We start from the raw sequence: 20214 nt of genomic DNA, 5'->3' as shown, positions 1-20214 counted from the left end.
CTACACCGACATCGCGGTGCCGCTGTCGGTGACCAGCGCTTCCATGCAGGCGCGCGCCGCGTACCTCAACGAAGGCTGGAACTGCATGAACCTGGTGAAGAACATCACCAAGCAAGACCCGCTGGAGTTCGTGGCAGGTCGCCTGATCTCCTACTGGCAGCGAGTGGCCCAGCGCCGCACCATTGCCACCGCAGTGGGCATCTACAACGACAACATCGCCTCCAATGGCGGCGACATGGTCGTAGACGCTGGCGGCATCATCAACCCGGCCGCAGTGATCCGCGCCAAGGGCACCATGGGCGACTACACCGGCCAACTGGGCGGCCTGAGCGTCATCGCCATGCACTCGGCAGTTCACACCGAGCTGTCGATTCAGAACCAGATCGACTTCACTCCGATGGCAGACCAAACCCCTGAGTTCGGTCGCTTCCAAGGCATGCCGGTTGTTCTGGACGACGGTCTGCCTGTGATCGGCACCGGTCCAACCGCTAAGTACCTGTCGATCATCTTCGGCCCGGGCGCCATCGGCTTCGCCGAGCAGCAGCCAGAAGGCGAAGACGGCCTGGAATACGACCGCACGCCTGATCGCGGTAACGGTGGCGGCGCGGAAACCCTGTGGACTCGTCGCAACTTCGTTGTGCACCCATTGGGCTTCTCTTTCACCAGCACCACCATCACCGGCACCCCGACCACCACTCGCCCGATCTCGGCGAACTGGGCGGACCTGGCGCTGGCCACCAACTGGGAGCGCAAGTTCGCTCGCAAGCAGGTGCCTATGGCGTTCATCACCTCCCTCGTTACTGCGCCAACGCCGTAACCAAGCGCGCGGCGGGTGAGTTGCCCGCCGCGCAGCACTGATCCAGGAGAAACCCATGACCGTAAAAAAAGACAACCACATCGACCCGAACATTAAAGCCCGCTGGGGCTTTTCGGGTAATGAAGGCGAGATCACTGTCGGCCCGCAGACAGTCGGCGAAACCGGTGGCGTAGACCATGCTCGATCGCGCACCGCAGAAGGTGGCGGCCGTAACAGTGGCGGTGGTGCTGAACCGTCCCGCGAGGCCCTGCAGCTCGACGCCGTAAACGCGCTGGCTGCTGGCCTTGAAGCTGGCGTGCTGAACCCTGTTGAAGGCGACGGCCCCGCGATGCGCCTGTATCAGACCCTGTCCGGCATTCAGTCGGGCATGCAGCGCTTGGTAAGCGATCGCGATGCAGCCGTGAGCAAGTCCGAAGAGCTGCAGAAGCAGGTCGATGACTTGCTGGCGCAGGCAGAGAAAAATCGCTTGGCCAATGCGACCGACCCGCTCGACGAGCTGACTGTCGTGCAGATCAAGGAGCAACTCGATGCCAAGGGCGTGACCTACAAGGTCAACGACTCTAAGCCTGAGCTGCTCGCGCTGCTGAAGGCCAACCAGTAACACCCGGGGCTTCGGCCCCACTCATTCAAGCGGAGGCCTGATGGCTACCTACATCACCGTGGCGGACGTTGACGCCATCCTCGGGGCTTCGTGGGCTCCAGATGACAAGAAAGCCCGGGCGGTGTTGCAGGCGAATGCCTATCTGACCTCGCTCAGCCTCGTCGGTGTCGACATGGACGCCATTCCCGAAGAGGTGAAGCAGGCCGGCGCCGAGCTGGCGGTTGTCGCCTCTGAGGGGAAGCTGTACCAGCAACAAACCGAGGGATCGCTTGAGGCCAAGATGGTGAAGGCGGGATCGGTGACCACCAGCAAGACGTTCGCCTCGATCGACACCAGCAAATCCACCGCGCTGCCCGATGGCGTCCAGTTCGCGCTGGGGCTGCTCGCGCCGTGGCGTGTCAACGGCTTCAGCTTCAACGTATACAGGTGACCCATGGGCCTACGTGAAGAGATCCAGGCGGATCTGGCTGAGGCCTTCGACACCGATCTGTCGGACGCCGTGAAGCCATTCAGCGGCGGCGTGACGCTGCCGGGAACGTGGGATCCGGTCAACGAAGTGGCGGGCGACCCTGTTGTCATCGCCTACATCGGCCGGGGCGTGTTCGACGCCTTCAAGATTGCACAGGTCGACGGCGTGAATATCCGCGCCACCGACCAACTGCTGATCGCGCTGACCAACGAAACAATCGGCGGGGTGCCGGACATCGGCCACAAGATCAACGATTTCGACATAATCAACGTCCAGACCGACCCGGCCGGCGCCCATTACGAAATCCAGCTGAGGAAAGTCTGATGACGAACAAGGCGGGGTGGAGCCATAGCCTCACTGACTTCGCCGACCAGATCGACGAAGACGTGACCACGCATGTTCGCGCGATCGCCATGGCCATGCTGACCGAAGTCGTTAATCGCTCACCCGTGGGCAATCCGGATCTGTGGAAGGCCAACATCGAGCTGCGATCGCAGAATACGGCACTGGCCAATGCCTACGACGCCAACGTCGACGCCCGCAACGCCACCAACACCGGCAAGAAGCAATTCAAGAAGCTGACCCAGCGCGAGAGGAAGGAAAACTTCTTTGTCGATGCCAAGGCTGCCGGCAAGGGCTACGTCGGCGGGACATTCCGCGGCAGTCACCTTGTGTCAATTGGCGCTCCAGACTTCACAGTCGTCGAGAACGTCGATCCATCCGGCCGCGAGACCATCAACAAGGGGGCGCTGACGATCAACTCGTCAGGCAATTACCCCGTGATCTATATCCAGACGAACAGCCCCTACGGCGAAATGCTCGAACTCGGGCATTCGACCCAGGCACCGGGCGGCGTCTACGACCTCGCATGGATCGGCGTATCTGAGGCCTACCGATGACCTATGAAGAAATCCGCAAGCTGATCACTGCCAGGATGGTCGCCTTCACCGGCCTTCCGCAGTCGAGCATCGATTACCCAAACACGCAGACCTTCACGCCGCCGGCGACTGGCCTCTGGTGCCGCCTGAACATCCAGCACGCATCGGCCTTCATGGCCGGCATGGCTGACAAGCCGTACACGCGCAAGCCTGGGCAGATCAGCATTCAGTGCTTCGCTCGGCTCGGAAGTGGTATGAAGGGCATCAACATTCTGTCGGATCAGCTCGAAGAGCACTTCGCCTACTGGCAATCGGGAGACCTTGAGTGCATGGAGGCGAGCCAGATCCCGGCCGGCGAGTTCGAAGGCTTCTATCAGATAAACGTAAACATCCGGTTCCGCGCCGGCTAAGTCAGTACCCGCACCAACTACAGCCCGCCATGTCGCGGGCTTTTTCATGTCCGCAATCTGGAGACTCACTATGTCGAGCGGCGCCAAAGTTACGAGCTACATCATTGCTGAGTCTACGCCTGGCGTTACTCCCAGCACCGGCACCTGGGACACGCTCCGGCTGACCGGCAACGCCATGACCCCGACCGTCAACACTGCCACCAGCGACGAGATCACCGACTCGCGCATCAGTCAGGGCTCGGTCGTGACCAGTACCGACATCGGCGGCGACCTGACGGCCGAGCTGTCCTACGGCAGCTTCGACAAACTGCTGGAAGCCGCATTTTACGGAAACTGGGCAAGCAACGTGCTGACCGTGGGCGATGTTCGCCACACCTTCAGTATCGCCAAGAACTACATGGACGTGGGCGTCTACTCGCTGTTCAAGGGCGTTCATATCCCGACCTTTGCTCTGGACATCCCGAGCGACGGCAAGGTGACTGTCACCTTCGGCACCGCCTGCCTGGACTACACGGACAGCAATGCGCCGATTGTTCTGGCTCCGGGCGCCCCGACGACCACTCCGTTTATGGCAAATGGCAACGTCGGCACGCTGCTGATCGATGGCGCCTCGATGGAGGGTCAGGCGTGCGTCTCTGGCATGACCGCATCGCTCGACAACGGCCTTCAGGCTCAGCGCTGCATCGGTACTGAAAAGCTCGGCCCGGGCGCGCAGATCGCCACCGAGGCGGCCATCACCGGCACTATCACGATGGCATGGTCGGCCACGGCCTGGGGCATCTGGAAGAACACTTTCACCCGTAAGCCGGTGGCGGTCGAATTCCCTATCACCGACAGCGTGGGCAACAAGTACACCTTCAGCTTCCCGGCGGTTGAGGTCGACGGTGAGCTACCTAGTGGCGGCAAAACTGACCTGATCGAGCTGACACTGAATTACACCGTGGCCAAGATCGCGCCGACCATTACCCGTGCTCCGTATGTGGCCCCGACCAGCGTCACCGTGGCTCCAGGCACTGCAACTGTCGCCGTAGCGGCAACTCAGCAGCTGACCGCTTCGGTGTTGCCTTCTGGCGCACCGCAGAACGTGATCTGGTCGAGCAGCGCCCCGAGCAAGGCGACCGTCAGCTCTACCGGTCTCGTCACTGGCGTGGCATCTGGCACGGCGACCATCACCGCTACCAGCAAATACGACGGCACGAAGCTGAGCACGTCGGTGATCACCGTCTCGTAACACCGATTGACCCCTTTGACTGCCCCGGCACCAACGCCAGCCGGGGCGGTCCTTTTTCGGCGTGGCGTGAGGACTTCGCATGGCTTTGCAGATGAAAAAGACAGACCAGAACACCACGGAAACCAAGTGGGTCGCCTATGACGACGACACCAAAGTGTTGCTGGCACGAATTGATAACCCTGGTTACGTCGTCGCCCTTGAGCGCGAGCGCCGCAAGCTGCGCAGTGCAGATGCCCAGTTCGAACATGGTCAGGTCGGTGTAGTGGTTGGCGAGACGACCGAAAACCAGACCCAGTGCAAGCTGTTCAGTCAGTTCATTGTCAAGGACTGGACCGGCGTCAAGGATGCGGACGGAAACCCGCTCGACTTCAGCCCTGATATCTGCGAGCAGTTGCTGAACTCGAACCTTGAGTTCTTCCTTTTCGTCCTGGCTTCCGCCGGCAATGCCGCACTTGAAGCGCAGCAGGCCTTGGCGGAGACGGTGGGAAAGTCGTTGCCCGCTTCGAGTGGGAAAAAGAGTGGGGCGGGAACACAGAAAAGCGCCGACTGATCTACGAGCGGCTGCGAATGGCGGTCCCGGATGAGCCGGAAACGGACCCGATAACCGACTATCTGCTCAACACCTTCCGCAACATTGCCCGCGGGCGCCGGTTCATCAGCTCGATGGCTGGCGCATTCCCGCTCCCGCTGGCGGCACGTGAGATATCCGACTGGCTGGAGGCTCACCCGCCGGCCATGTCGCGCCGCGAGATCGATGAAGTCGTCTACACCCTCGACGCGCTTTGCCTTGAGGCTGATGAAGAATCCAAGTCATAGCCAAGGCCTGACACCCGAAACCCGCTCCGGCGGGATTTTTTATACCTGGAGAAAAGGCAATGGCCCAAACATCCCGCCTCGTCATTGAGCTGGACAGCCGCGACGCCGAAACAAAAGCGGCGGACACGCGCAAGGCGCTGGAGGCGCTGGAGGATGCGGGCCTTGCCATTCAGCCAGCACTGAACAAAGCCGGCGCCGGAATGGAGTCGATGGGCAAGAGCGCCGACAAGGCTTCCAAGTCGGTATCAGCTGAAGCGGATGAGCTTGAGCAGTTGCTCGGGCAGATCGATCCAGTGATCCGCCGTCTCGGAGACCTGGACAAGCAGGAGCAGGCGCTTGCCAAGCATCGAAATGCAGCCGGCAGCAAGCTCGACAAGGCTACATATGACGAGTATCAGGCCAAGATCAACCAAACCCGGGCCAAGCTGACCCAGTTCGACGACTCGCTGACTCGCACCGGCAACACAGCCAAGCAGACAGCTGCAGCCCTTCGCGGCGTGCCTGCTCAATTCACTGACATCGCCGTGTCGCTCCAAGGTGGCCAGAACCCGCTGACCGTATTCCTGCAGCAGGGCGGGCAGCTCAAAGACATGTTCGGCGGGGTCGGCCCGGCGGCCAAGGCCATGGGCGGATACATCCTCGGCCTGGTCAATCCATTCACTGTGGCCGCCGCCGCGGTCGGCACGCTGGGCCTGGCCTATTACCAAGGCTCCAAAGAGGCAGATGCTTATCGCCTCGGCATCGTAACCACTGGCAACGCGGCCGGCACGTCGGCGCTAGCTCTTGCCGGCATGGCGACCACGATCAGCGCGAGCGTGGGCACCACCGGGAAGGCGGCCGAGACGCTGGCTTTGCTGGCATCGAATGGCAAGATTGCCAGTACCAGCTTCGAGCAGATCGCCTCGGCGGCCATTGGCTTCGAGCAAGTCACCGGCAAAGCGGTAGCGGATACCGTCGCCGAGTTCGCCGCATTGGCTGAGGATCCAGTCAAGACGCTGGCCACGCTCAACGATAAATACAACTTCCTGACCGCATCGGTTTATGAGCAGGTGCGTGCAGCCGAGCAGATGGGCGAGAAGGAGCAGGCCGCGGCCATCGCTCAGGATGCCTACGCCAAAGCGCTGGAGGCTCGCACCAAGACCATCAAGGAAAGCTTGGGCACCATCGAGACCGCGTGGAATGCGATCACGGGCGCAGCCAAAAGCGGCTGGGATGCCATGCTCGGCGTTGGCCGTCAGCAGTCGCTCGACGAGCAGATCGCCAACACCAAGCAGCTGCTGGAAGATCGCAAGGATAGTTTCGCGGCCAAGATGTTCCCCGGCACGCTCGGCGCTGACAGCGACTCGACTCGATTCCTGCAGACCCGGCTCAGCCTCCTGGAGAAGCAAAAGCTGCTGCTCACTGATCAGGGCAAGGCTGAGGGCGATAACGCCCGCATTCAGCGCGACGGTCAGAAAGCCTACGAGGACTTTCAGAAGGGTATCGAGGCCGGCGGAACTCGCGAGCAGAAGCTGAACAAGGCTCTGCTCGAAGATCAGAAGCGCATCAACGCGGCTCGCGCTGCCGGTTACACGATCGCCCAAGCCGACGCCGATGCATCCGAAAAGGCCATTCGCGACAAGTACAAAGAGCCAAAGACGCCGAAGGGTCCTGCGGCAAAGGCCTACACCGAAGACGCTGGTATGAAAATGCTGGATTCGGCGCGGCAGACCAATGCCGTTCTGACCCAGCAGCTCGCCTCGATCAATGGCCAAGGCATCGCCACCGAGAAGGTGGGCGCCCAGGCTCAGGCGCTGATTAAGTGGGAGCAACAGCTTGCGGATATCAAAAGCAAGCAGACGCTCACCGCCGATCAGAAGTCGCTGCTGGCCAGTCAAGACCTGATAACCGCACAGCTGAAGAAGAACGCCGGCCTTGAGTGTGAGGCTGAAATTCAGAAGGGCATCAAGCAGGCGAACGATGATCAGGTGAAGCTGCTGACCCTCACCGGCCAGCTACGCGAAGCCAATCAGCTGAAGTCCGGCCTGGACGATGCCGCGCAGATGGCGGAATACGAGCGCCAAGGCAACACGGAAGCCGCCAAGCGCCTCGAGACGATGATCAAGATTCGCGACATCAACCTTCAGTCGGCGCAGAAGCCCGGTACGGTTGAGGGTGTGAGTCAGGCGCCCGCCGCCGCCGGCTTGGATGCCTCCGTGGGTGGAGCGTTCAGCGAGATAGATCGACTGGACGCCGATGCCGCCAAGATTGACCAGTGGCGCGCTACCGAGCTTCAGAAGCAGCAGGCCTATCTGGATCTGAAGGCAATCAACGAAGAGACCTATGCCGAGCGCATAGGGAACATCGAGCAGCAGGCCACGCAAAACCGACAAAAGATCGAGGAAGCCAAAAACCAAGCATTGCTGGTGGGCGCTTCTGACTTCTTCGGCAACATGGCCAGCCTCAGCCAGTCCGGCAACAAGAAGCTTGCAGCGATCGGCAAGGCGGCGGCAATCGTTCAGGCAACTATGGACGGCTATCTGGCCGTGCAGAAAGCCCTGGCCGCATTCCCGCCTCCGTTCAACTTCGCGGCAGCTGCAGCCGTGGGCGTGGCTACCGCGGCCAACGTGGCCAACATCGCCGGCATTGGCTTTTCGGATGGTGGCTACACCGGTTCGGGTGGCGTGAATGATCCAGCCGGCACCGTCCACAAGGGCGAAGTCGTTTGGAGTCAGAAGGACATCCGGAAATTTGGCGGCGTGGCGGCAGTTGAAGCGCTGCGAAAAGGGAACGTTTCCCCGATTCAGCCAGGCGCCAAGGGTAGTGGTCCCGATTCAACTCAGATGCTTCAGGGATCGGCCCCGGTCGTAAACATTCACGAAGACGCAAGCCGGGCCGGCCAAAGCAGGTCGAGCCAGATAGACGGGAAGTGGGTCACTGACTACTTCGTCGCGAACATCCGTGAAAACGGCAAAGAGGCGAAGGCCATTCAGCAGATGCTCGGAGTAGGGAGAGCCATCCGATGATTACTTACCCTAAGGAACTCCCCTACCCGCTGAGGGATGGCTACGGGTTTTCCCCGGTCAGCGCTGTAAAGCGAACCACTATGCAGACCGGTCGGGCCAGGGTTCGCCGCAACTATGCGTCGGTTCCGACCGAGGCAAAGGTTCAGTGGATGCTCGACTCGGTTCAGGCCGAGTATTTCGAGTCATGGGTCGAGGATGCGCTGCTTTCGGGTAGTCAGTGGTTCGAGTGCGAACTGAGGACGCCGCAAGGTCTTCTTCCGTACAAGGCGCAATTCAAGGATGGATACGAAGGCCCAGTGCTGTTTGGCGTCAATAACTGGACCATTTCAGCAACGCTTGTGCTGTGGGAGCGACCGATTCTCCGTGGTGGCTGGGCCATTTATGCGCCTCAGTTCCTCTTGAATGCGGGAATGCTCGACGTAGCCATCAATCGGAACTGGCCGGAATGAGCGCCGTACTCAACAGGATCTACTCAAGCAGCGGCCCTGAGATCCTTCGGGGAACGCTGGCGGTAACTGATGGCGTCGTGAGCCACTACCTAACAAACGGCTTCGAAGACTTCGAGGCAAGGCTTGAAACGGGTCAGTTGGTGCTGTTCACCGCGTGCGGCATCTCGGTCGCACTCCCAAAACGCGGCAGTGATGGAAAGCAGGATCTGAAATTCGCGCTGTGCAACATCGACGGAAGCGTCTCTGCGTTCATTCGCAAGGCGCTAAAGGAGAAGCGAGAAATCCAGCTGATCTATCGCGAGTACATCGACACCGATCTCGAAGCTCCGGCCAAGATCCTCGGCTACAAGGTGAAAACCGGGTCTATCACCGCCACCGAGGCGCAGATCATCGCCGGCTACTTCAACCTGCTGGAAACGGCGTGGCCGCGCCTCTTCTACACCGCCAGCTTCGCCCCAGGTATTCGGTACTACCAATGATCGATCACGAAAAATACCGCGCTGGCGTGTACAGCGAGGGCGGGAGAGTGTGGCCGCGAGTCGACTGCTACGGGATTGTTTTGGAGGTCAGGCGCGACATGGGCCTGGCCGACTGGCCGGAATGGGTCAGCGCTCGGCAGGGGGACGGATCAATGGTCGAGGTTGCTGGCCAGTGGTTCCCGACGCTTCAGCCCTGCGAGCCAGAACCTGGCGCGCTCATCGCCTGCTACCGCGGCAGCCTGCTCAAGCATGTGGCCGTCGTGGTCATGGATGGCAAAGAGCTGGAGGCGCTGGAAATCAACCCGAAACACGGCGTTACCCGCCTTCCGCTTTCCCGGCTGAAACGAAGATTTGTGCGAGTGGAGTATTTCAAGTGATAAAAATCTACCCGTCTCGCCTTGAAGGTGAGCCTCTGGAGGTTCACGACGTAGACAATCCCGTCCTGCTCACTACCTGGCTGGCGAGCGAGGCCAAAGGCTTCAGCATGGAAGGTCCTCAGCCGATCTGCATCGATGTCGACGGCAAGCCGCTGCCTCTTGAGTCGTGGACATCGTTCACGGTTCATCCTGATACGGATCTGCGCATTTACCCGGAGGCTCGGGCCAGTGCCGCGGTCATTGCGGCATGGGCAGCCGTGGCGCTGGCAGCTGTCTCGATTGTGATGATCCTGACCATGCCGAAGGCGGCGAAGGCCAAGAGCAACGCCCAAGGTGATGAGCTTGATTCCGCAACAGCTACAGCCAACCAAGCAAAGCTGAACTCACCGATCCGCGAAGTGCTGGGCCGTGCGAAGGTCTTCCCTGACTACCTGACCCAGCCCGTTTCCCGGTTCGTGAACAAACGGCAGATGCACACCACGCTCTGCCTGTGCGTCGGGGTTGGCCGGCTGTCCATGGCGCCGAGCCTGATGAAGATCGGCGAAACTCCATTTGCAGCGTTCGGCTCCGATCTTAATTACACGATCTATGGCCCAGGCGAAACCTTGCCTGCCGATGCACGGTCAGAAAACTGGTTCCGCGTGAACGAGGTCGGCGGCACCGGTGCAGGCACGGCAGGCCTCGATCTGGCCAGCACGGCGCCAAGTGACTCTGCGGTCGTTGCTGACAGCATGTTTATCAGTGGCGGCGCCTTGAGCCTGATCGGAAACAGCCCGGCCTTCCCTGATCAGTGGGGGCTCGGCACGTCGATCACGCTGTCCGCGCCTGATACCTACACCATCACGAATGCCGGCAACTACAGCCGGATCGCCGGGCAGATTGCAGACCTTGCGCCCTTTGTCGGGATGAAAGTCACGCTTCGCTACGACGACGACCTGAGCCTGACCGTGGCGAGCTTTTCGCCCTATGTCCCACCGGTTCCAGGCATTGGCGGCACGGCCTCGTCTGTCACCGCCAGCGCGGCGCCGACAACGCTGAACTTCAGCACAACCTCCGTCGCCTGGTCTGTGGTCTTTCAGGGTGCTACCCGGACTATCTCGCTAAATGCCAACTACGCATCGATGGCGGCGCTGGTATCGACGGTCACTGCACAGCTTTCCGGTATCGGCCTTGTAGCGCAAGACAGCGCCGGCAAGCTGAAAATCCTTGAGCCTTCGAGCCCTTACAAGGGTGGCGCGATCTCCCTGACAAGCGCACCGGTTTCGGTTTTTGGCTCGACCCCCGTATATGTGACCGGCGCGGCATCCACTGGAGGCAATGCTGAGCGCTCGGCGTTTATCACCCTTAATTACGACAGCGGCACGCCATTCGCCGGCCTTCCAGAAGGTCAGCAGCGCCTGGCGCTGGGCTATCGAGGCCTGCGCTACACAATCCAATCTGTAAGCGGGCTGACGGCCACCATCCGGCGCCTGACCGATACCGGCGCGGTCGATGCTTCATGGGTTGGGTTCACCGATCGAACGCTTCTCGACTTCTCGTTGGCAGGAAGCGGCGGTAGCGCAAACTGGATCGGCTCCTTCATGGGTTGCCCGGAAAACGAACTGGCAACTGCGGCCGAGTACGACATCTTTTTCAGCCAAGGGCTCTGCTACTACGACAAAAAGGCGCGACTGAAAACCACCACGCAATCTGTTCAAATTCGCTGGAGGGATGCTGCGCTGGCTGGCGCATGGAACACCATCACGCACACTTACACCGATGGCACTCCCGACCAGATCGGATTCACTGAGTCCGTGACGTTCCCGTATCCATTGCGACCTGAGTTTCAAATGCGCCGCGTGACGCCGGTCGAAGGTGGCCAAGTACGTGACGCCATACAATGGTACGGGCTGCGCACCAAGCTTCCAGCGAAGTCGTCGTACCCGGGCGTCACGGCGATGACCATGGAGTTCCGGGGGGGCGATCGCCTGAGCGCCCAGTCTGAGCGGCAGATCAACTGCGTGCCTGTTCGCATCTACGATACCGGCACCACTCGCTCTATCAAGGATGCCGCGCTGTATGTGTGCGACAGCCTCGGGATTGATTCCTCGCTGATCGATATCGACTCAATCCAGAATGCCGAGAACACCTACTGGCAGCCGCGGGGCGAGCTGTACGACATGTCCCACGAAAAGCAGGCATCCGCCCGGGACGTGCTCGCAGGGATCTTCACCGCCGGCATGTCTCACCTTACCATCAGCGACGGATTGCTTGGCGTTAGGCGCGAGGGAATTCAGTCGTCTCGCGGGGCTATTACGCCCCATGAAATGACCAGCGAACTCAGCTCAGCCTTTGTCGCCCCGAGTCCGGACGACTTCGACGGCGTAGATGTCGAGTACGTCGACCAATACACCAACAAGAAGGAGGTAAGGCAGTGCCGCCTCGATGGAAGCCTTGGGCTCAAGGTGGACAAGATCCAGCTGGACGGCGTTACCGACAACACACGCGCCTGGCGCATCGGGATGCGGCAGCTGCGCAAGTATCAACTGGCTCGATGGAGCTACAGCGTAGATACCGAGCTTGACGCCTTGGTCTTTGAAGACCTGGATCACGTCACGCTCGCCGACGACATTCCGGGAACGACCAAGAGCGCACTGATCACGGACTTCTACGCCGATGGAGACAGCTACGTCCTCACCCTTACAGAGGAAATGGATTGGTCAGTTTCCAATCCGCGTGCGCTGATCCGACGCCATGACGGCACGGTGACGAGGCTGTTTGCTCCCGAGCAAATTACTTGGTTCGAGGTTCGCGTTCCTTCCTGGGCGATCGACTTCGACCTGATAACCGACCTCAGCATTGAGCCGGCCAGGTTCCTTTTCGGCCCTAGCGAGCAGGTCGGCTACCCCGCAATGATCACGGAAATCACTCCCAATCAGGACGGCACCTGCGCGGTAAGTGCGACCGAGTACTCGGAAGAGCTTTACGCCGACGACGACAACTTCCCACCGACATAGCAACAAACATTCGATCAATACGACCCGCCAATGAGCGGGTTTTTTTATGCCTGGAGAAAACATGCCATACAACACCGGAAACCCTGTCGGCCCATATGGCTCTGTCGATCCCCGCGACCTGGTAGACAATGCCGGGATTCTCGATCTACTTCTCACCGGGCCGTTCAACCAATACCTCAATCGCCTAGGGGTGCCAATCAGGTCTTGGCGCGGAATCATGCAGCAGGTCACTGACTACCTGCTTGCTCAGGGGTACGAGTCGACCTATCTGGTGTACGGCGCCGGGGTTATCGTTCAGCGCCAAACCCAACTGATTCAGCGAAGCGGCGAGTTGTACCGCGTGATGAGCGCAGCAGACATCCCGCTCACGCTGACTGGCACCTGGGCAACCGATTCGCCGAAGCTTCAGGCGGTTGGTGATGCAGCGCTTCGCCAGGCCTTGGGGATTTACAGCGGCAGTACCAAAGTCACTTATCGGGAGCGCAGCGCGCAGGATAAGTTCGACGAAACCAGAAACATCGATGACTTCCCAGGAGCGGACGACTCGGCAAGGTTTGACGCCATGATCGCCGCCACCGGAGGCCTGGTGCGGTTTGGCTCGAAAGACGTGTACAACATCGGCAATAAGAGCGTCACCGCCTACGGCACGGTGACAATCGTTGGCAAGGGGCGTCCTAACCGAACCTCCGATCTCGGAAAGCTCGTAGGCGGCACCGTAGTCACCGGAAGTATCGCGGTGCGCGCCGATACCGTGATCTGCGGCAAGTTCGGCATTGACCAAGGAATTGACCGCGGCGTGGCAGGCACTGACGGCCTGGTCATCAACTCGCCGACCGGTCTTGATGGTACGTGCTGCATCGTAGACGACGTGGCAATGCTTGGGCCTGACACTACCAACCTCAAGCACGGCATTCTTGTGCAGGGCTTTAACAGCGGCTGGATTCGCACGCCTTATACGGGGCGGCTGCAGTTCGGTGTGGTGGTCAAGTCACGAAACATCAAGATTATCAACCCAGAGGCGGATGCCATTCGCACTGCGGCGGTCTACCCAAAGGGCGATTTGCCGGCATCGGCGGGCGGTGTTGGTAGCGGCGTTTGCAGTGGGATTGAAGTCATCGGTGGTCGTCACACTGCAGCTGCAGGCAATACCGAGGCCTCCGGGGTTTACTGCCACGCGAGTACTGATGCCTGCTCTAACGTGAAGGTAATCGGCTATCACCAAACGGGCGGCGGCCAGGCGCTGAGGGTGCAGGGTAGTGGCTTAATCAGCGATCCGGCGATCAGCGATATCCAGGCGTCCGACATTTCGTCCAACCGATCGCAACGCGGCTGCTTAATGGACGGTTACGCTTACGACGTTCAGCTTAACAACCTGCGGGCAACAAACCCACTTACCGGCCAGGTCATTTCTATCGGTTCAAGCGTGCAAGGATGGCAGCTTGACGGCGTTCATGGCGTCATAACTGACGGATCTATCACCGGAACGTCAATGGCCACCCTTGCCGGCATCGGGACATGGAACAACTTCAGTCTTCGCGGTGGCAGTTCGGTATTTACCATCGACGTGGCATTTGGAAGTCTCGGGACTATTGCTTGCGGCAACATCAGTGGCAATTGCCGCAACAGTCAGGACTTGCCTCTGGTGGGTGAGAATGGATTTTCCGCAACGGGAGCCAAGAGAACGGTGGTTCCGGGGAAATCACTTAAAATGTCCGGCAGCTTTTCCGGGACGCTTTCCAGCAAGGTGTTCTGCAATATTCAACCCACCGGGAAGCAAGCGTACTTCCCGTGCGTTGGTATTGTTAGCGGCGTCCCTACAATCGTTCCGGTGCGGTTTAACGACTTCCAGTTGACAGTCGAACCTTCCGTCCCGGCCGGACTGAGCCAGCTATTCCTGGATGGGATCTCTATTCAGTTCTAAGTCGATAATTGGGAAGGCTTTTCGAGCTTAAATGCGGTGCGCCTCTTGGCGCACCGTAACAGCTATGCGTTATCGATAGCCTTGGCCATGCTTAGATACGCCTCCCATCGCTTCTGAAGGCGTTCGTCTTTGTACTCGCCGTTTGCATTTTTCGTGAATCGTATTCCTTTGAATTCACCGGAAGCAAAAGCCTCATCCTCAAAGTCTTCTCTGTGCTGTTCTTCAGTGCTTTTATCGTCACTCATCTTGTTAAGCCACGTTATAAGCATGGTCATGTAGTAAATGAACATTTGGCTGTTGTTTACCTTTTCTGTGGTGTGACTTCGGCTCTAGCCTGTGGTATAGGTCGAACTGCTGGATCTGTGATCGCCTTGCCTATCTTTATAAAAGGCTTCTCTATGACTAAATGAACGAACGTACCTGTAATTATGCAGGCGAAAATTACAAACGCAAATTGCGACAAGCTGCCCCAGCTTGAGAATTGAAGTGGGTTGTTCTTCTCGACCACTCCCATAACAACATAGTGTGAGATATATATCGAATAAGAAATATTCCCGAGAAACACCAATGGGGCGAATCGAGAGGTTTTATTTGCGGCCTGATAAATACATACACCGGCGAACAAGAACGCCGACCACATACCGAAATAGGTAATTCCGAACCCTGGCGTGCTTTGTGACGCGTACAGCCACAAGTATACGGACGAGCCAAACAACAAAGCAGCCCATCCTATTTTTTTGCTTATTAGATGCTTGTAGCGTAGGAACAGCTCAGCTATCAGCATTCCATAAATGAACTCAAAAAACATCGGCGACGATGCGTTTTTAAGGTAGGAATAGATCGGGGATGCGCCGTCAGTTTTTAGCTGTGTGTACGCGGAAAAGCTGAATTCGCCGTTAAAGTAAGTCTGTATCGCAAAACACTGTATCGACATAATGAGCGCAGCAATTAACGCTCTGTGCTTATGGTTTATTGACATTGCCAGGCAGAAGAACGAATAGAACATAATTTCATAGGTCAGCGTCCATGCGGGCCCCATCAAGTTGTAGCCAAATGCCGGTGCGTTCATTGTGTAATCAATTGGAAGCGGCGCGATGGCTCGCCCTATATCTAGCCAAGATCTGTCGGTGTATATAGTCGCAAATCCTACCAACATGCAAAAAGCAAGTGCTGGATATATCCTGAAAACCCTTCTTCCAATAAACCTTGCCGTCGTATTGGCTTCGGCTTTCTGCGTGGCAACTACAATTATGAAACCACTGATCATAAAGAAAATGTCTACACCAGATGCGGCGCCGCCAAATATTGGTGCTCTAATGCTCTCGGGTAGATATTTAGCACAGTGATGCATTACCACCATTAGAGCGGCAATTCCTCGCAAATAATGAATTCCGTAATACATCCATAAATTCCTTTATGTATTAAAAATATTTGATATGAAAGACTAAGTGTTATCAATGTCTGGTTTTTAAGGCCGAATTTTCACATTAAACGTTGTCAATGGCAATCAGAGTCGAATTTATAGAGCGCCTCGACAGTTTAGGTTTTTTGCCTTCCGGAGAAAAGTCATGCCCATCACCGCGCAGCAATTGCTGCAGATCCTTCCGAACGCCCGCACCCAAGCGGGCGTTTTTGTTCCTGCCCTCAATACAGCTATGCAGCGCTACCAGATCGTCGGCAGTAACCGAGTTGCCGCATTCATCGCTCAGGTCGGCCATGAATCCGGCCAGTTGCGGTGGGTGCGCGAGATCTGGGGGCCGACTGCGGCTCAGGCAAAGTACGAGGGCAGGGCAGACCTGGGCAACACTGTGGCGGGTGACGGCTCCAAGTATCGCGGCCGTGGCCTGATCCAGATTACTGGCCGGGCGAACTACGCGGCGTGCGGCGAAGCGCTGGGTATTGACCTGATCAATCAGCCTGAACTGTTGGAACTGCCGCAGCATGCCGCGATGTCGGCGGCGTGGTTCTGGAAGCAGAAGGGGCTGAACGACTTGGCTGATCGAGACCAGTTCAACACGATCACTCGGCGGATCAATGGCGGGCTGAACGGGCTGGCTGATCGACTGGCGCTGTGGGAAAAGGCGCAGGCGGTGCTGGCGTGACCGTGTCGTGGAGGCTGGCCGGGCTACTGGTGCTGGTTATCGCCGCCGCCGGCAGTGCGTGGCAGTTTCAGGGCTGGCGCTACGGGAAGCAGCTGGCCGAGCAGGCGCGGCAGCACGCCGACGCCATGAATCAACTGACGCAGGCTGCCGCCGCCGCGCAACAAGCTGAGCAGGACAAGCGTTTTGCGCTCGAGCAGAAGCTAGCGATCAGCGAGAAAACCCACTTCGAGAAAATGACCAATGTACAAAACGATCAGGCTCGCCTGCGCGATCGCCTTGCCACTGCTGATGTGCGCCTGTCAGTCCTCCTCAATGCGACCGACGTTGCCAAAGGCTGCGACGTGCCAGCCACCACCGGCACCGGCCGCTTGGATCATGGAACCCTACGAGCCAGACTTGACCCGGCGCATGCTCAACGAATTATCGCCATCACCGACGAAGGTGATCGCGCAGTGATCGCGTTACAGGCGTGCCAAGCCTACGTTCAGGAGTTGTCCCGCTGATGAGGGAAGGGGTCTTTGAACGGATTGTCTCCGTTAAGGATCCGTATCTGGGTAGCCAGCTCGCTGATGTGCCTGGTTTTTGCCATCAGTTCCCAATTGCTTTTGGTCTCTATGTCGGTGGCTCGCCTGCTGGCATCTGCCGCTTCTGACTTCGCGGCGATCAGTTGGGCGCGGAGTGTTTCACACTCGGACGTGGCGGCAGCGTGCATTTCGACCAACTTGAATATCCGTTCCCTCGCCTGTTGCAGCTGCATGTTCAGTTCATCGAACTCGTTTTCGTACATCCTGAGCTGATGCTGGCAGGTTTCGAGCGGCGTCGGGCAGCCGAGCCAGTCGTCGGTATTTTCGATGTCGGAGGGATCCACGGGAAACGCCTTGCTGATTACTGTTTGCATATACAGTAATCGAGGCGATGCAAGCGGGCGAGGGTGAGGCGACGAGCTGTAAGATTTTTGGGTTGGTGTTCGGTCGGCAGGACGCCGGGAAGGGCTGCGTGACTTTTGCGTGACTTGGCGTGACTCTATGTTGATCTATAGCTATTCGATTGCAGCGAGCGCCAGAGAAATCAACCGTATGCCAGAGGTTTGCTACGTTACTGCGTGCATGGGGTGCTAGGGGTCGAGTGTTCGAATCACTCCGTCCCGACCATTATTCCTGAGTAAAATCAGACAGGTAAGCCGATTAAATAAATCGGCTTTTTTGTGTCTGTCATTACGGTTTCGGCGCTTTCTTAATGTCCTCCGAGTCACTCGACGTCGCAGCATCCTTCGCCGTCTCATGGGATTGCGCGCCAGCATTCCCACCTGATGACTCCTCACCTTTTTTGCTGGCCTTTTCGTCGTTGGCTTTCGAGCTTTTCGACTGATTGACCCCCGGCATGGCGGTCGGCGGCGCAGCGGATCCCGCCGTGTTTTGTTCACTTGCCAAGACGTAAACAGGGCCGGCCACAAGCAGGCTGGCGAGCGACAGGGCGGCAATTTTCTTGTTCATGGTCTGAGCCTTCCACGCTGGGTATGTACGGCATTGGAAAGAAGGGCGCGGCAAAGGTGCATCGCGCTGGACGAGCGGTAACCCTCGCCGACCTTATTTCCAGTCTGAAAAAATCCTCAATAGGCGGCAAATTGCTGGCCCCCTGATCGGAAACATCCGGTCAAAATCGCCTTTTTTTCAAAAGGTTAGGTTGGCTATATGCGGACGATTGCCATCACCGTTGCAACGCTTTCCCTGGCTGCCTTTGCTTCGACTGTCGAGGCGAAAGAGATTAGCAAGAGTCATCAGTTTGCCTGCACCTGGGGCTCGGACATGGCTGCCGGAGCGCAGCAGTCCAAGCTGTCTGGCGTTTCTTTATATGGCGCGCGCAAGCAATTGCAGGTGCGCAAGTTTAAGCAACCGTGGATGCGCATGACCGCGATGGGGATCACCGAGCAGACCTACAACAGCAGCTCAAAGCTCAAACCGGCGGCGATCAAGCAAATTTATTACGAACAGTGCATACGCCACGAATTGGCCCAGCGTTAACGCAAAAAGCCCAACCTGAACCGGTTGGGCTTTTTCATGCCTCACACAACGTCAGTGTCACTTTTCGCTTTCGCAATTGACCATCCACGACACGCCAAAACGATCGACCAGCATGCCAAAACGCGCGGCCCAGAAGGTCGCTTCCAGTGGCATATCGACGCGACCATCCTTGGCCAATGCGTTAAACACGCGCTCGGCTTCGGCGATGCTGTCGACGTTCAATGAAATCGAGCAGCCGCTCATGCCTTGGGTCGGGCGGTCGGGCGTGGTGTCCGAGGCCATGATCATCTGATCACCGACCTTCAGGCAGGTGTGAATCACCAGATGGTGATGTTCTTTGGGCACGTGCTCGGCGGCGGGTGTTTCGCCGAAGGTCATCATCGCCTCGAGCTTTCCCTGCAAGGCTTGTTCGTAAAACGTGAACGCTTCGCGGCAGTCGCCGTTGAAGATCAGGTACGGGTTGATTCTCATGTCTCTGCTCCCGGCAGTAGCGCGGAGAGCGGCGGTTATTCGCCAGGTTCCGCGTTGGGCGGTTAAAACATAGCAGAGCGTTGGACGTCGGGAAGGGCGGAGTTTTCCAGATGTATTCGTTCTCAAAAACGTCTGGTTTAGCGCTGTCTGAATCCAGGTCAGGAATCGCCTGAGCTTTTTAACAAAGCAGGCCCGGCCATGCGGGGAGCGGGTTTGGATTGCATCAGGCTGTCCAGCGCTTTGCGATAACTTTGACCGCCGAGCGCCATGCTGTTGTTGTGCGTTGCTCCCGGCACCAACAGCAGACGCTTGGGTTGTTGCGCGGCATTGAACAGTTGCTCACTGAAACGCGGTGGCACGAAAGCGTCGGCCAAACCGTGTACCACCAACAAAGGCATATGAATGTCGGCAATCTTGTCGATCGAATCGAATTTCTGCGAGAGCAACCAGCGCACCGGTAGCGAGGTGTTGGCCACAGACGCGGCGACGTCCGCCAGTGTGGTGAAGGTCGATTCAATCACCAATCCACGAACCGGCAGCGGTGTGTGATTACGCTCGGCGTCCTGGCCAAGTTCTGCAGCCAGATCGATCGCCACTGCGCCGCCAAGAGAATGGCCGTAAATCAGGCGTTTGTTCGGATCCGGTTGCAGCAGTTTGAAGCGCTCCCAGGCGACGCGGGCATCTTCGTAAACGCTGCTTTCCGACGGCAGATCACCGTGGCTCTGGCCGAACCCGCGATAGTCGATGGCCAGCACCGAGTAACCCGCTGCGCGCAATTGCTCAATGCGGAACAACTGCCCAGTCAGGTTCCAGCGCACGCCGTGCAAATAGAGAATGGCCGGGGCATTGGCTTTTTCCGCCGGCCACCACCACGCGTGAATGTTTTGCCCGGCCTTGAAGCTCTTTGGTTGCAAGTCGAGTTCCTGCACGCTGCCGGGCAAGCCGTGATACCAGCCGGCCGTGCCCGGTTCGATGCGAAACAGCAGTTTGCGTTCGGTGTGTTCGAGCACGGCACAACTCGTTGGCACGCCGATAATCAGCGCGGCCATGCAGGCGAACGCCAGACGGCGGCGGCGCAGACGAGTCATGAAGGACTGGAACATTAAACGTTTCACCACGCAGACAAAGAACGCTTTTTACCAGAACCCTCGGTCTGCGCGTGACAATTTCG

At 58.4% G+C, this 20214-nt stretch carries 24 protein-coding genes; 18 read left to right on the top strand and 6 right to left on the bottom strand.

The genetic code is table 11. From position 1 onward, the window contains the following. From KFS80_RS24040 to KFS80_RS23970, 15 genes are all read left to right on the top strand, one after another. Window positions 1–817, top strand: an 817-nt coding sequence (locus KFS80_RS24040; RefSeq protein WP_212546192.1) for a coat protein, incomplete at its 5' end; no start/stop codon positions are given. Between the two features lie 55 nt (window positions 818–872). Next, complete coding sequence (locus KFS80_RS24035; RefSeq protein ID WP_212546191.1) at window positions 873–1418, top strand: hypothetical protein; 546 nt, start codon at window positions 873–875, stop codon at window positions 1416–1418. Window positions 1419–1458: 40 nt separating this feature from the next. Then, window positions 1459–1848 (top strand): DnaT-like ssDNA-binding protein, encoded by a 390-nt coding sequence (locus KFS80_RS24030; protein WP_212546190.1) that lies wholly within the window; start codon window positions 1459–1461, stop codon window positions 1846–1848. A 3-nt stretch (window positions 1849–1851) separates the two neighbouring features. Further along, complete coding sequence (locus KFS80_RS24025; RefSeq protein ID WP_212546189.1) at window positions 1852–2211, top strand: hypothetical protein; 360 nt, start codon at window positions 1852–1854, stop codon at window positions 2209–2211. Then, window positions 2211–2786 (top strand): HK97 gp10 family phage protein, encoded by a 576-nt coding sequence (locus KFS80_RS24020; protein WP_212546188.1) that lies wholly within the window; start codon window positions 2211–2213, stop codon window positions 2784–2786. Before KFS80_RS24025 ends, KFS80_RS24020 begins: the two co-directional genes overlap by 1 nt. Continuing rightward, window positions 2783–3175, top strand: a complete 393-nt coding sequence (locus tag KFS80_RS24015; protein ID WP_212546187.1) for a phage tail terminator-like protein — start codon at window positions 2783–2785, stop codon at window positions 3173–3175. Before KFS80_RS24020 ends, KFS80_RS24015 begins: the two co-directional genes overlap by 4 nt. Window positions 3176–3245: 70 nt before the next feature. After that, window positions 3246–4406 (top strand): phage tail tube protein, encoded by a 1161-nt coding sequence (locus KFS80_RS24010; protein ID WP_212546186.1) that lies wholly within the window; start codon window positions 3246–3248, stop codon window positions 4404–4406. Between the two features lie 79 nt (window positions 4407–4485). After that, complete coding sequence (locus tag KFS80_RS24005) at window positions 4486–4956, top strand: hypothetical protein (RefSeq protein ID WP_212546185.1); 471 nt, start codon at window positions 4486–4488, stop codon at window positions 4954–4956. A gap of 17 nt (window positions 4957–4973) precedes the next feature. Continuing rightward, a complete protein-coding gene (locus KFS80_RS24000; protein WP_212546184.1) occupies window positions 4974–5222 on the top strand; it encodes a hypothetical protein in 249 nt (82 codons plus the stop codon). Window positions 5223–5281: 59 nt separating this feature from the next. Next, window positions 5282–8227 carry a phage tail length tape measure family protein gene (locus KFS80_RS23995; RefSeq protein ID WP_212546183.1) on the top strand — a complete coding sequence of 982 codons (2946 nt, stop codon included), beginning with the start codon at window positions 5282–5284 and terminating at the stop codon, window positions 8225–8227. After that, window positions 8224–8676, top strand: coding sequence for a hypothetical protein (locus KFS80_RS23990; protein ID WP_212546182.1), 453 nt, complete (start codon window positions 8224–8226; stop codon window positions 8674–8676). Before KFS80_RS23995 ends, KFS80_RS23990 begins: the two co-directional genes overlap by 4 nt. After that, complete coding sequence (locus KFS80_RS23985; RefSeq protein ID WP_212546181.1) at window positions 8673–9155, top strand: DUF1833 family protein; 483 nt, start codon at window positions 8673–8675, stop codon at window positions 9153–9155. Before KFS80_RS23990 ends, KFS80_RS23985 begins: the two co-directional genes overlap by 4 nt. Next, entirely contained in the window at window positions 9152–9532 is a 381-nt protein-coding gene (locus KFS80_RS23980) for a nitrite transporter (RefSeq protein ID WP_212546180.1), read from the top strand. The genes KFS80_RS23985 and KFS80_RS23980 overlap by 4 nt, the downstream gene beginning before the upstream one ends. Next, complete coding sequence (locus KFS80_RS23975; RefSeq protein WP_212546179.1) at window positions 9529–12528, top strand: host specificity factor TipJ family phage tail protein; 3000 nt, start codon at window positions 9529–9531, stop codon at window positions 12526–12528. The genes KFS80_RS23980 and KFS80_RS23975 overlap by 4 nt, the downstream gene beginning before the upstream one ends. Before the next feature lie 61 nt (window positions 12529–12589). Beyond that, the gene (locus KFS80_RS23970) at window positions 12590–14449 is read left to right on the top strand and encodes a hypothetical protein (protein WP_212546178.1); all 1860 of its coding nucleotides are present in this window, start codon (window positions 12590–12592) and stop codon (window positions 14447–14449) included. Between the two features lie 62 nt (window positions 14450–14511). Here the strand turns inward: KFS80_RS23970 and KFS80_RS23965 are convergent, their stop codons facing one another. Together KFS80_RS23965 and KFS80_RS23960 are read right to left on the bottom strand one after the other, a co-directional pair. Beyond that, on the bottom strand, window positions 14512–14694 hold the full coding sequence (locus tag KFS80_RS23965) for a hypothetical protein (protein ID WP_212546177.1): 183 nt from the start codon (window positions 14692–14694) through the stop codon (window positions 14512–14514). 56 nt (window positions 14695–14750) lie between these two features. After that, window positions 14751–15851: an acyltransferase family protein gene (locus KFS80_RS23960; RefSeq protein WP_212546176.1), complete on the bottom strand. Its 1101-nt coding sequence runs from the start codon at window positions 15849–15851 to the stop codon at window positions 14751–14753. Between the two features lie 166 nt (window positions 15852–16017). Here KFS80_RS23960 and KFS80_RS23955 point away from each other — a divergent pair, with 166 nt between their 5' ends. Together KFS80_RS23955 and KFS80_RS23950 are read left to right on the top strand one after the other, a co-directional pair. After that, a complete protein-coding gene (locus KFS80_RS23955; RefSeq protein ID WP_212546175.1) occupies window positions 16018–16551 on the top strand; it encodes a glycoside hydrolase family 19 protein in 534 nt (177 codons plus the stop codon). Beyond that, the gene (locus KFS80_RS23950) at window positions 16548–17054 is read left to right on the top strand and encodes a lysis system i-spanin subunit Rz (RefSeq protein WP_212546174.1); all 507 of its coding nucleotides are present in this window, start codon (window positions 16548–16550) and stop codon (window positions 17052–17054) included. Before KFS80_RS23955 ends, KFS80_RS23950 begins: the two co-directional genes overlap by 4 nt. Here the strand turns inward: KFS80_RS23950 and KFS80_RS23945 are convergent. Then, window positions 17036–17449 (bottom strand): hypothetical protein, encoded by a 414-nt coding sequence (locus tag KFS80_RS23945; protein ID WP_212546173.1) that lies wholly within the window; start codon window positions 17447–17449, stop codon window positions 17036–17038. The genes KFS80_RS23950 and KFS80_RS23945 overlap by 19 nt on opposite strands. 316 nt (window positions 17450–17765) lie before the next feature. Continuing rightward, window positions 17766–18044, bottom strand: coding sequence for a hypothetical protein (locus KFS80_RS23940; protein ID WP_159815543.1), 279 nt, complete (start codon window positions 18042–18044; stop codon window positions 17766–17768). Between the two features lie 198 nt (window positions 18045–18242). Between KFS80_RS23940 and KFS80_RS23935 the strand changes: the two genes are divergently transcribed. Continuing rightward, window positions 18243–18572 (top strand): hypothetical protein, encoded by a 330-nt coding sequence (locus KFS80_RS23935; RefSeq protein ID WP_053119016.1) that lies wholly within the window; start codon window positions 18243–18245, stop codon window positions 18570–18572. Between the two features lie 57 nt (window positions 18573–18629). Here the strand turns inward: KFS80_RS23935 and KFS80_RS23930 are convergent, their stop codons facing one another. Together KFS80_RS23930 and KFS80_RS23925 are read right to left on the bottom strand one after the other, a co-directional pair. Then, window positions 18630–19043, bottom strand: a complete 414-nt coding sequence (locus KFS80_RS23930) for a VOC family protein (protein ID WP_053119018.1) — start codon at window positions 19041–19043, stop codon at window positions 18630–18632. A 158-nt stretch (window positions 19044–19201) separates the two neighbouring features. After that, entirely contained in the window at window positions 19202–20146 is a 945-nt protein-coding gene (locus KFS80_RS23925; RefSeq protein ID WP_159815541.1) for an alpha/beta hydrolase, read from the bottom strand. Window positions 20147–20214: the final 68 nt, after the last annotated feature.

Source organism: Pseudomonas rustica, assembly GCF_018336155.1.
Taxonomy (GTDB): Bacteria; Pseudomonadota; Gammaproteobacteria; order Pseudomonadales; family Pseudomonadaceae; genus Aquipseudomonas; species Aquipseudomonas rustica.
The sequence above is the reverse complement of the archived record's forward strand: the minus strand, read 5'-3'. Positions and strand labels throughout refer to the sequence as shown.

Coding starts and splice junctions, on each gene's coding strand:
- KFS80_RS24035 (WP_212546191.1), top strand. CDS start 873: ATGACCGTAAAAAAAGACAACCACATCGACCCGAACATTAAAGCCCGC.
- KFS80_RS24030 (WP_212546190.1), top strand. CDS start 1,459: ATGGCTACCTACATCACCGTGGCGGACGTTGACGCCATCCTCGGGGCT.
- KFS80_RS24025 (WP_212546189.1), top strand. CDS start 1,852: ATGGGCCTACGTGAAGAGATCCAGGCGGATCTGGCTGAGGCCTTCGAC.
- KFS80_RS24020 (WP_212546188.1), top strand. CDS start 2,211: ATGACGAACAAGGCGGGGTGGAGCCATAGCCTCACTGACTTCGCCGAC.
- KFS80_RS24015 (WP_212546187.1), top strand. CDS start 2,783: ATGACCTATGAAGAAATCCGCAAGCTGATCACTGCCAGGATGGTCGCC.
- KFS80_RS24010 (WP_212546186.1), top strand. CDS start 3,246: ATGTCGAGCGGCGCCAAAGTTACGAGCTACATCATTGCTGAGTCTACG.
- KFS80_RS24005 (WP_212546185.1), top strand. CDS start 4,486: ATGGCTTTGCAGATGAAAAAGACAGACCAGAACACCACGGAAACCAAG.
- KFS80_RS24000 (WP_212546184.1), top strand. CDS start 4,974: ATGGCGGTCCCGGATGAGCCGGAAACGGACCCGATAACCGACTATCTG.
- KFS80_RS23995 (WP_212546183.1), top strand. CDS start 5,282: ATGGCCCAAACATCCCGCCTCGTCATTGAGCTGGACAGCCGCGACGCC.
- KFS80_RS23990 (WP_212546182.1), top strand. CDS start 8,224: ATGATTACTTACCCTAAGGAACTCCCCTACCCGCTGAGGGATGGCTAC.
- KFS80_RS23985 (WP_212546181.1), top strand. CDS start 8,673: ATGAGCGCCGTACTCAACAGGATCTACTCAAGCAGCGGCCCTGAGATC.
- KFS80_RS23980 (WP_212546180.1), top strand. CDS start 9,152: ATGATCGATCACGAAAAATACCGCGCTGGCGTGTACAGCGAGGGCGGG.
- KFS80_RS23970 (WP_212546178.1), top strand. CDS start 12,590: ATGCCATACAACACCGGAAACCCTGTCGGCCCATATGGCTCTGTCGAT.
- KFS80_RS23965 (WP_212546177.1), bottom strand. CDS start 14,694: ATGAGTGACGATAAAAGCACTGAAGAACAGCACAGAGAAGACTTTGAG.
- KFS80_RS23960 (WP_212546176.1), bottom strand. CDS start 15,851: ATGTATTACGGAATTCATTATTTGCGAGGAATTGCCGCTCTAATGGTG.
- KFS80_RS23955 (WP_212546175.1), top strand. CDS start 16,018: ATGCCCATCACCGCGCAGCAATTGCTGCAGATCCTTCCGAACGCCCGC.
- KFS80_RS23945 (WP_212546173.1), bottom strand. CDS start 17,449: ATGCAAACAGTAATCAGCAAGGCGTTTCCCGTGGATCCCTCCGACATC.
- KFS80_RS23940 (WP_159815543.1), bottom strand. CDS start 18,044: ATGAACAAGAAAATTGCCGCCCTGTCGCTCGCCAGCCTGCTTGTGGCC.
- KFS80_RS23935 (WP_053119016.1), top strand. CDS start 18,243: ATGCGGACGATTGCCATCACCGTTGCAACGCTTTCCCTGGCTGCCTTT.
- KFS80_RS23930 (WP_053119018.1), bottom strand. CDS start 19,043: ATGAGAATCAACCCGTACCTGATCTTCAACGGCGACTGCCGCGAAGCG.
- KFS80_RS23925 (WP_159815541.1), bottom strand. CDS start 20,146: ATGTTCCAGTCCTTCATGACTCGTCTGCGCCGCCGCCGTCTGGCGTTC.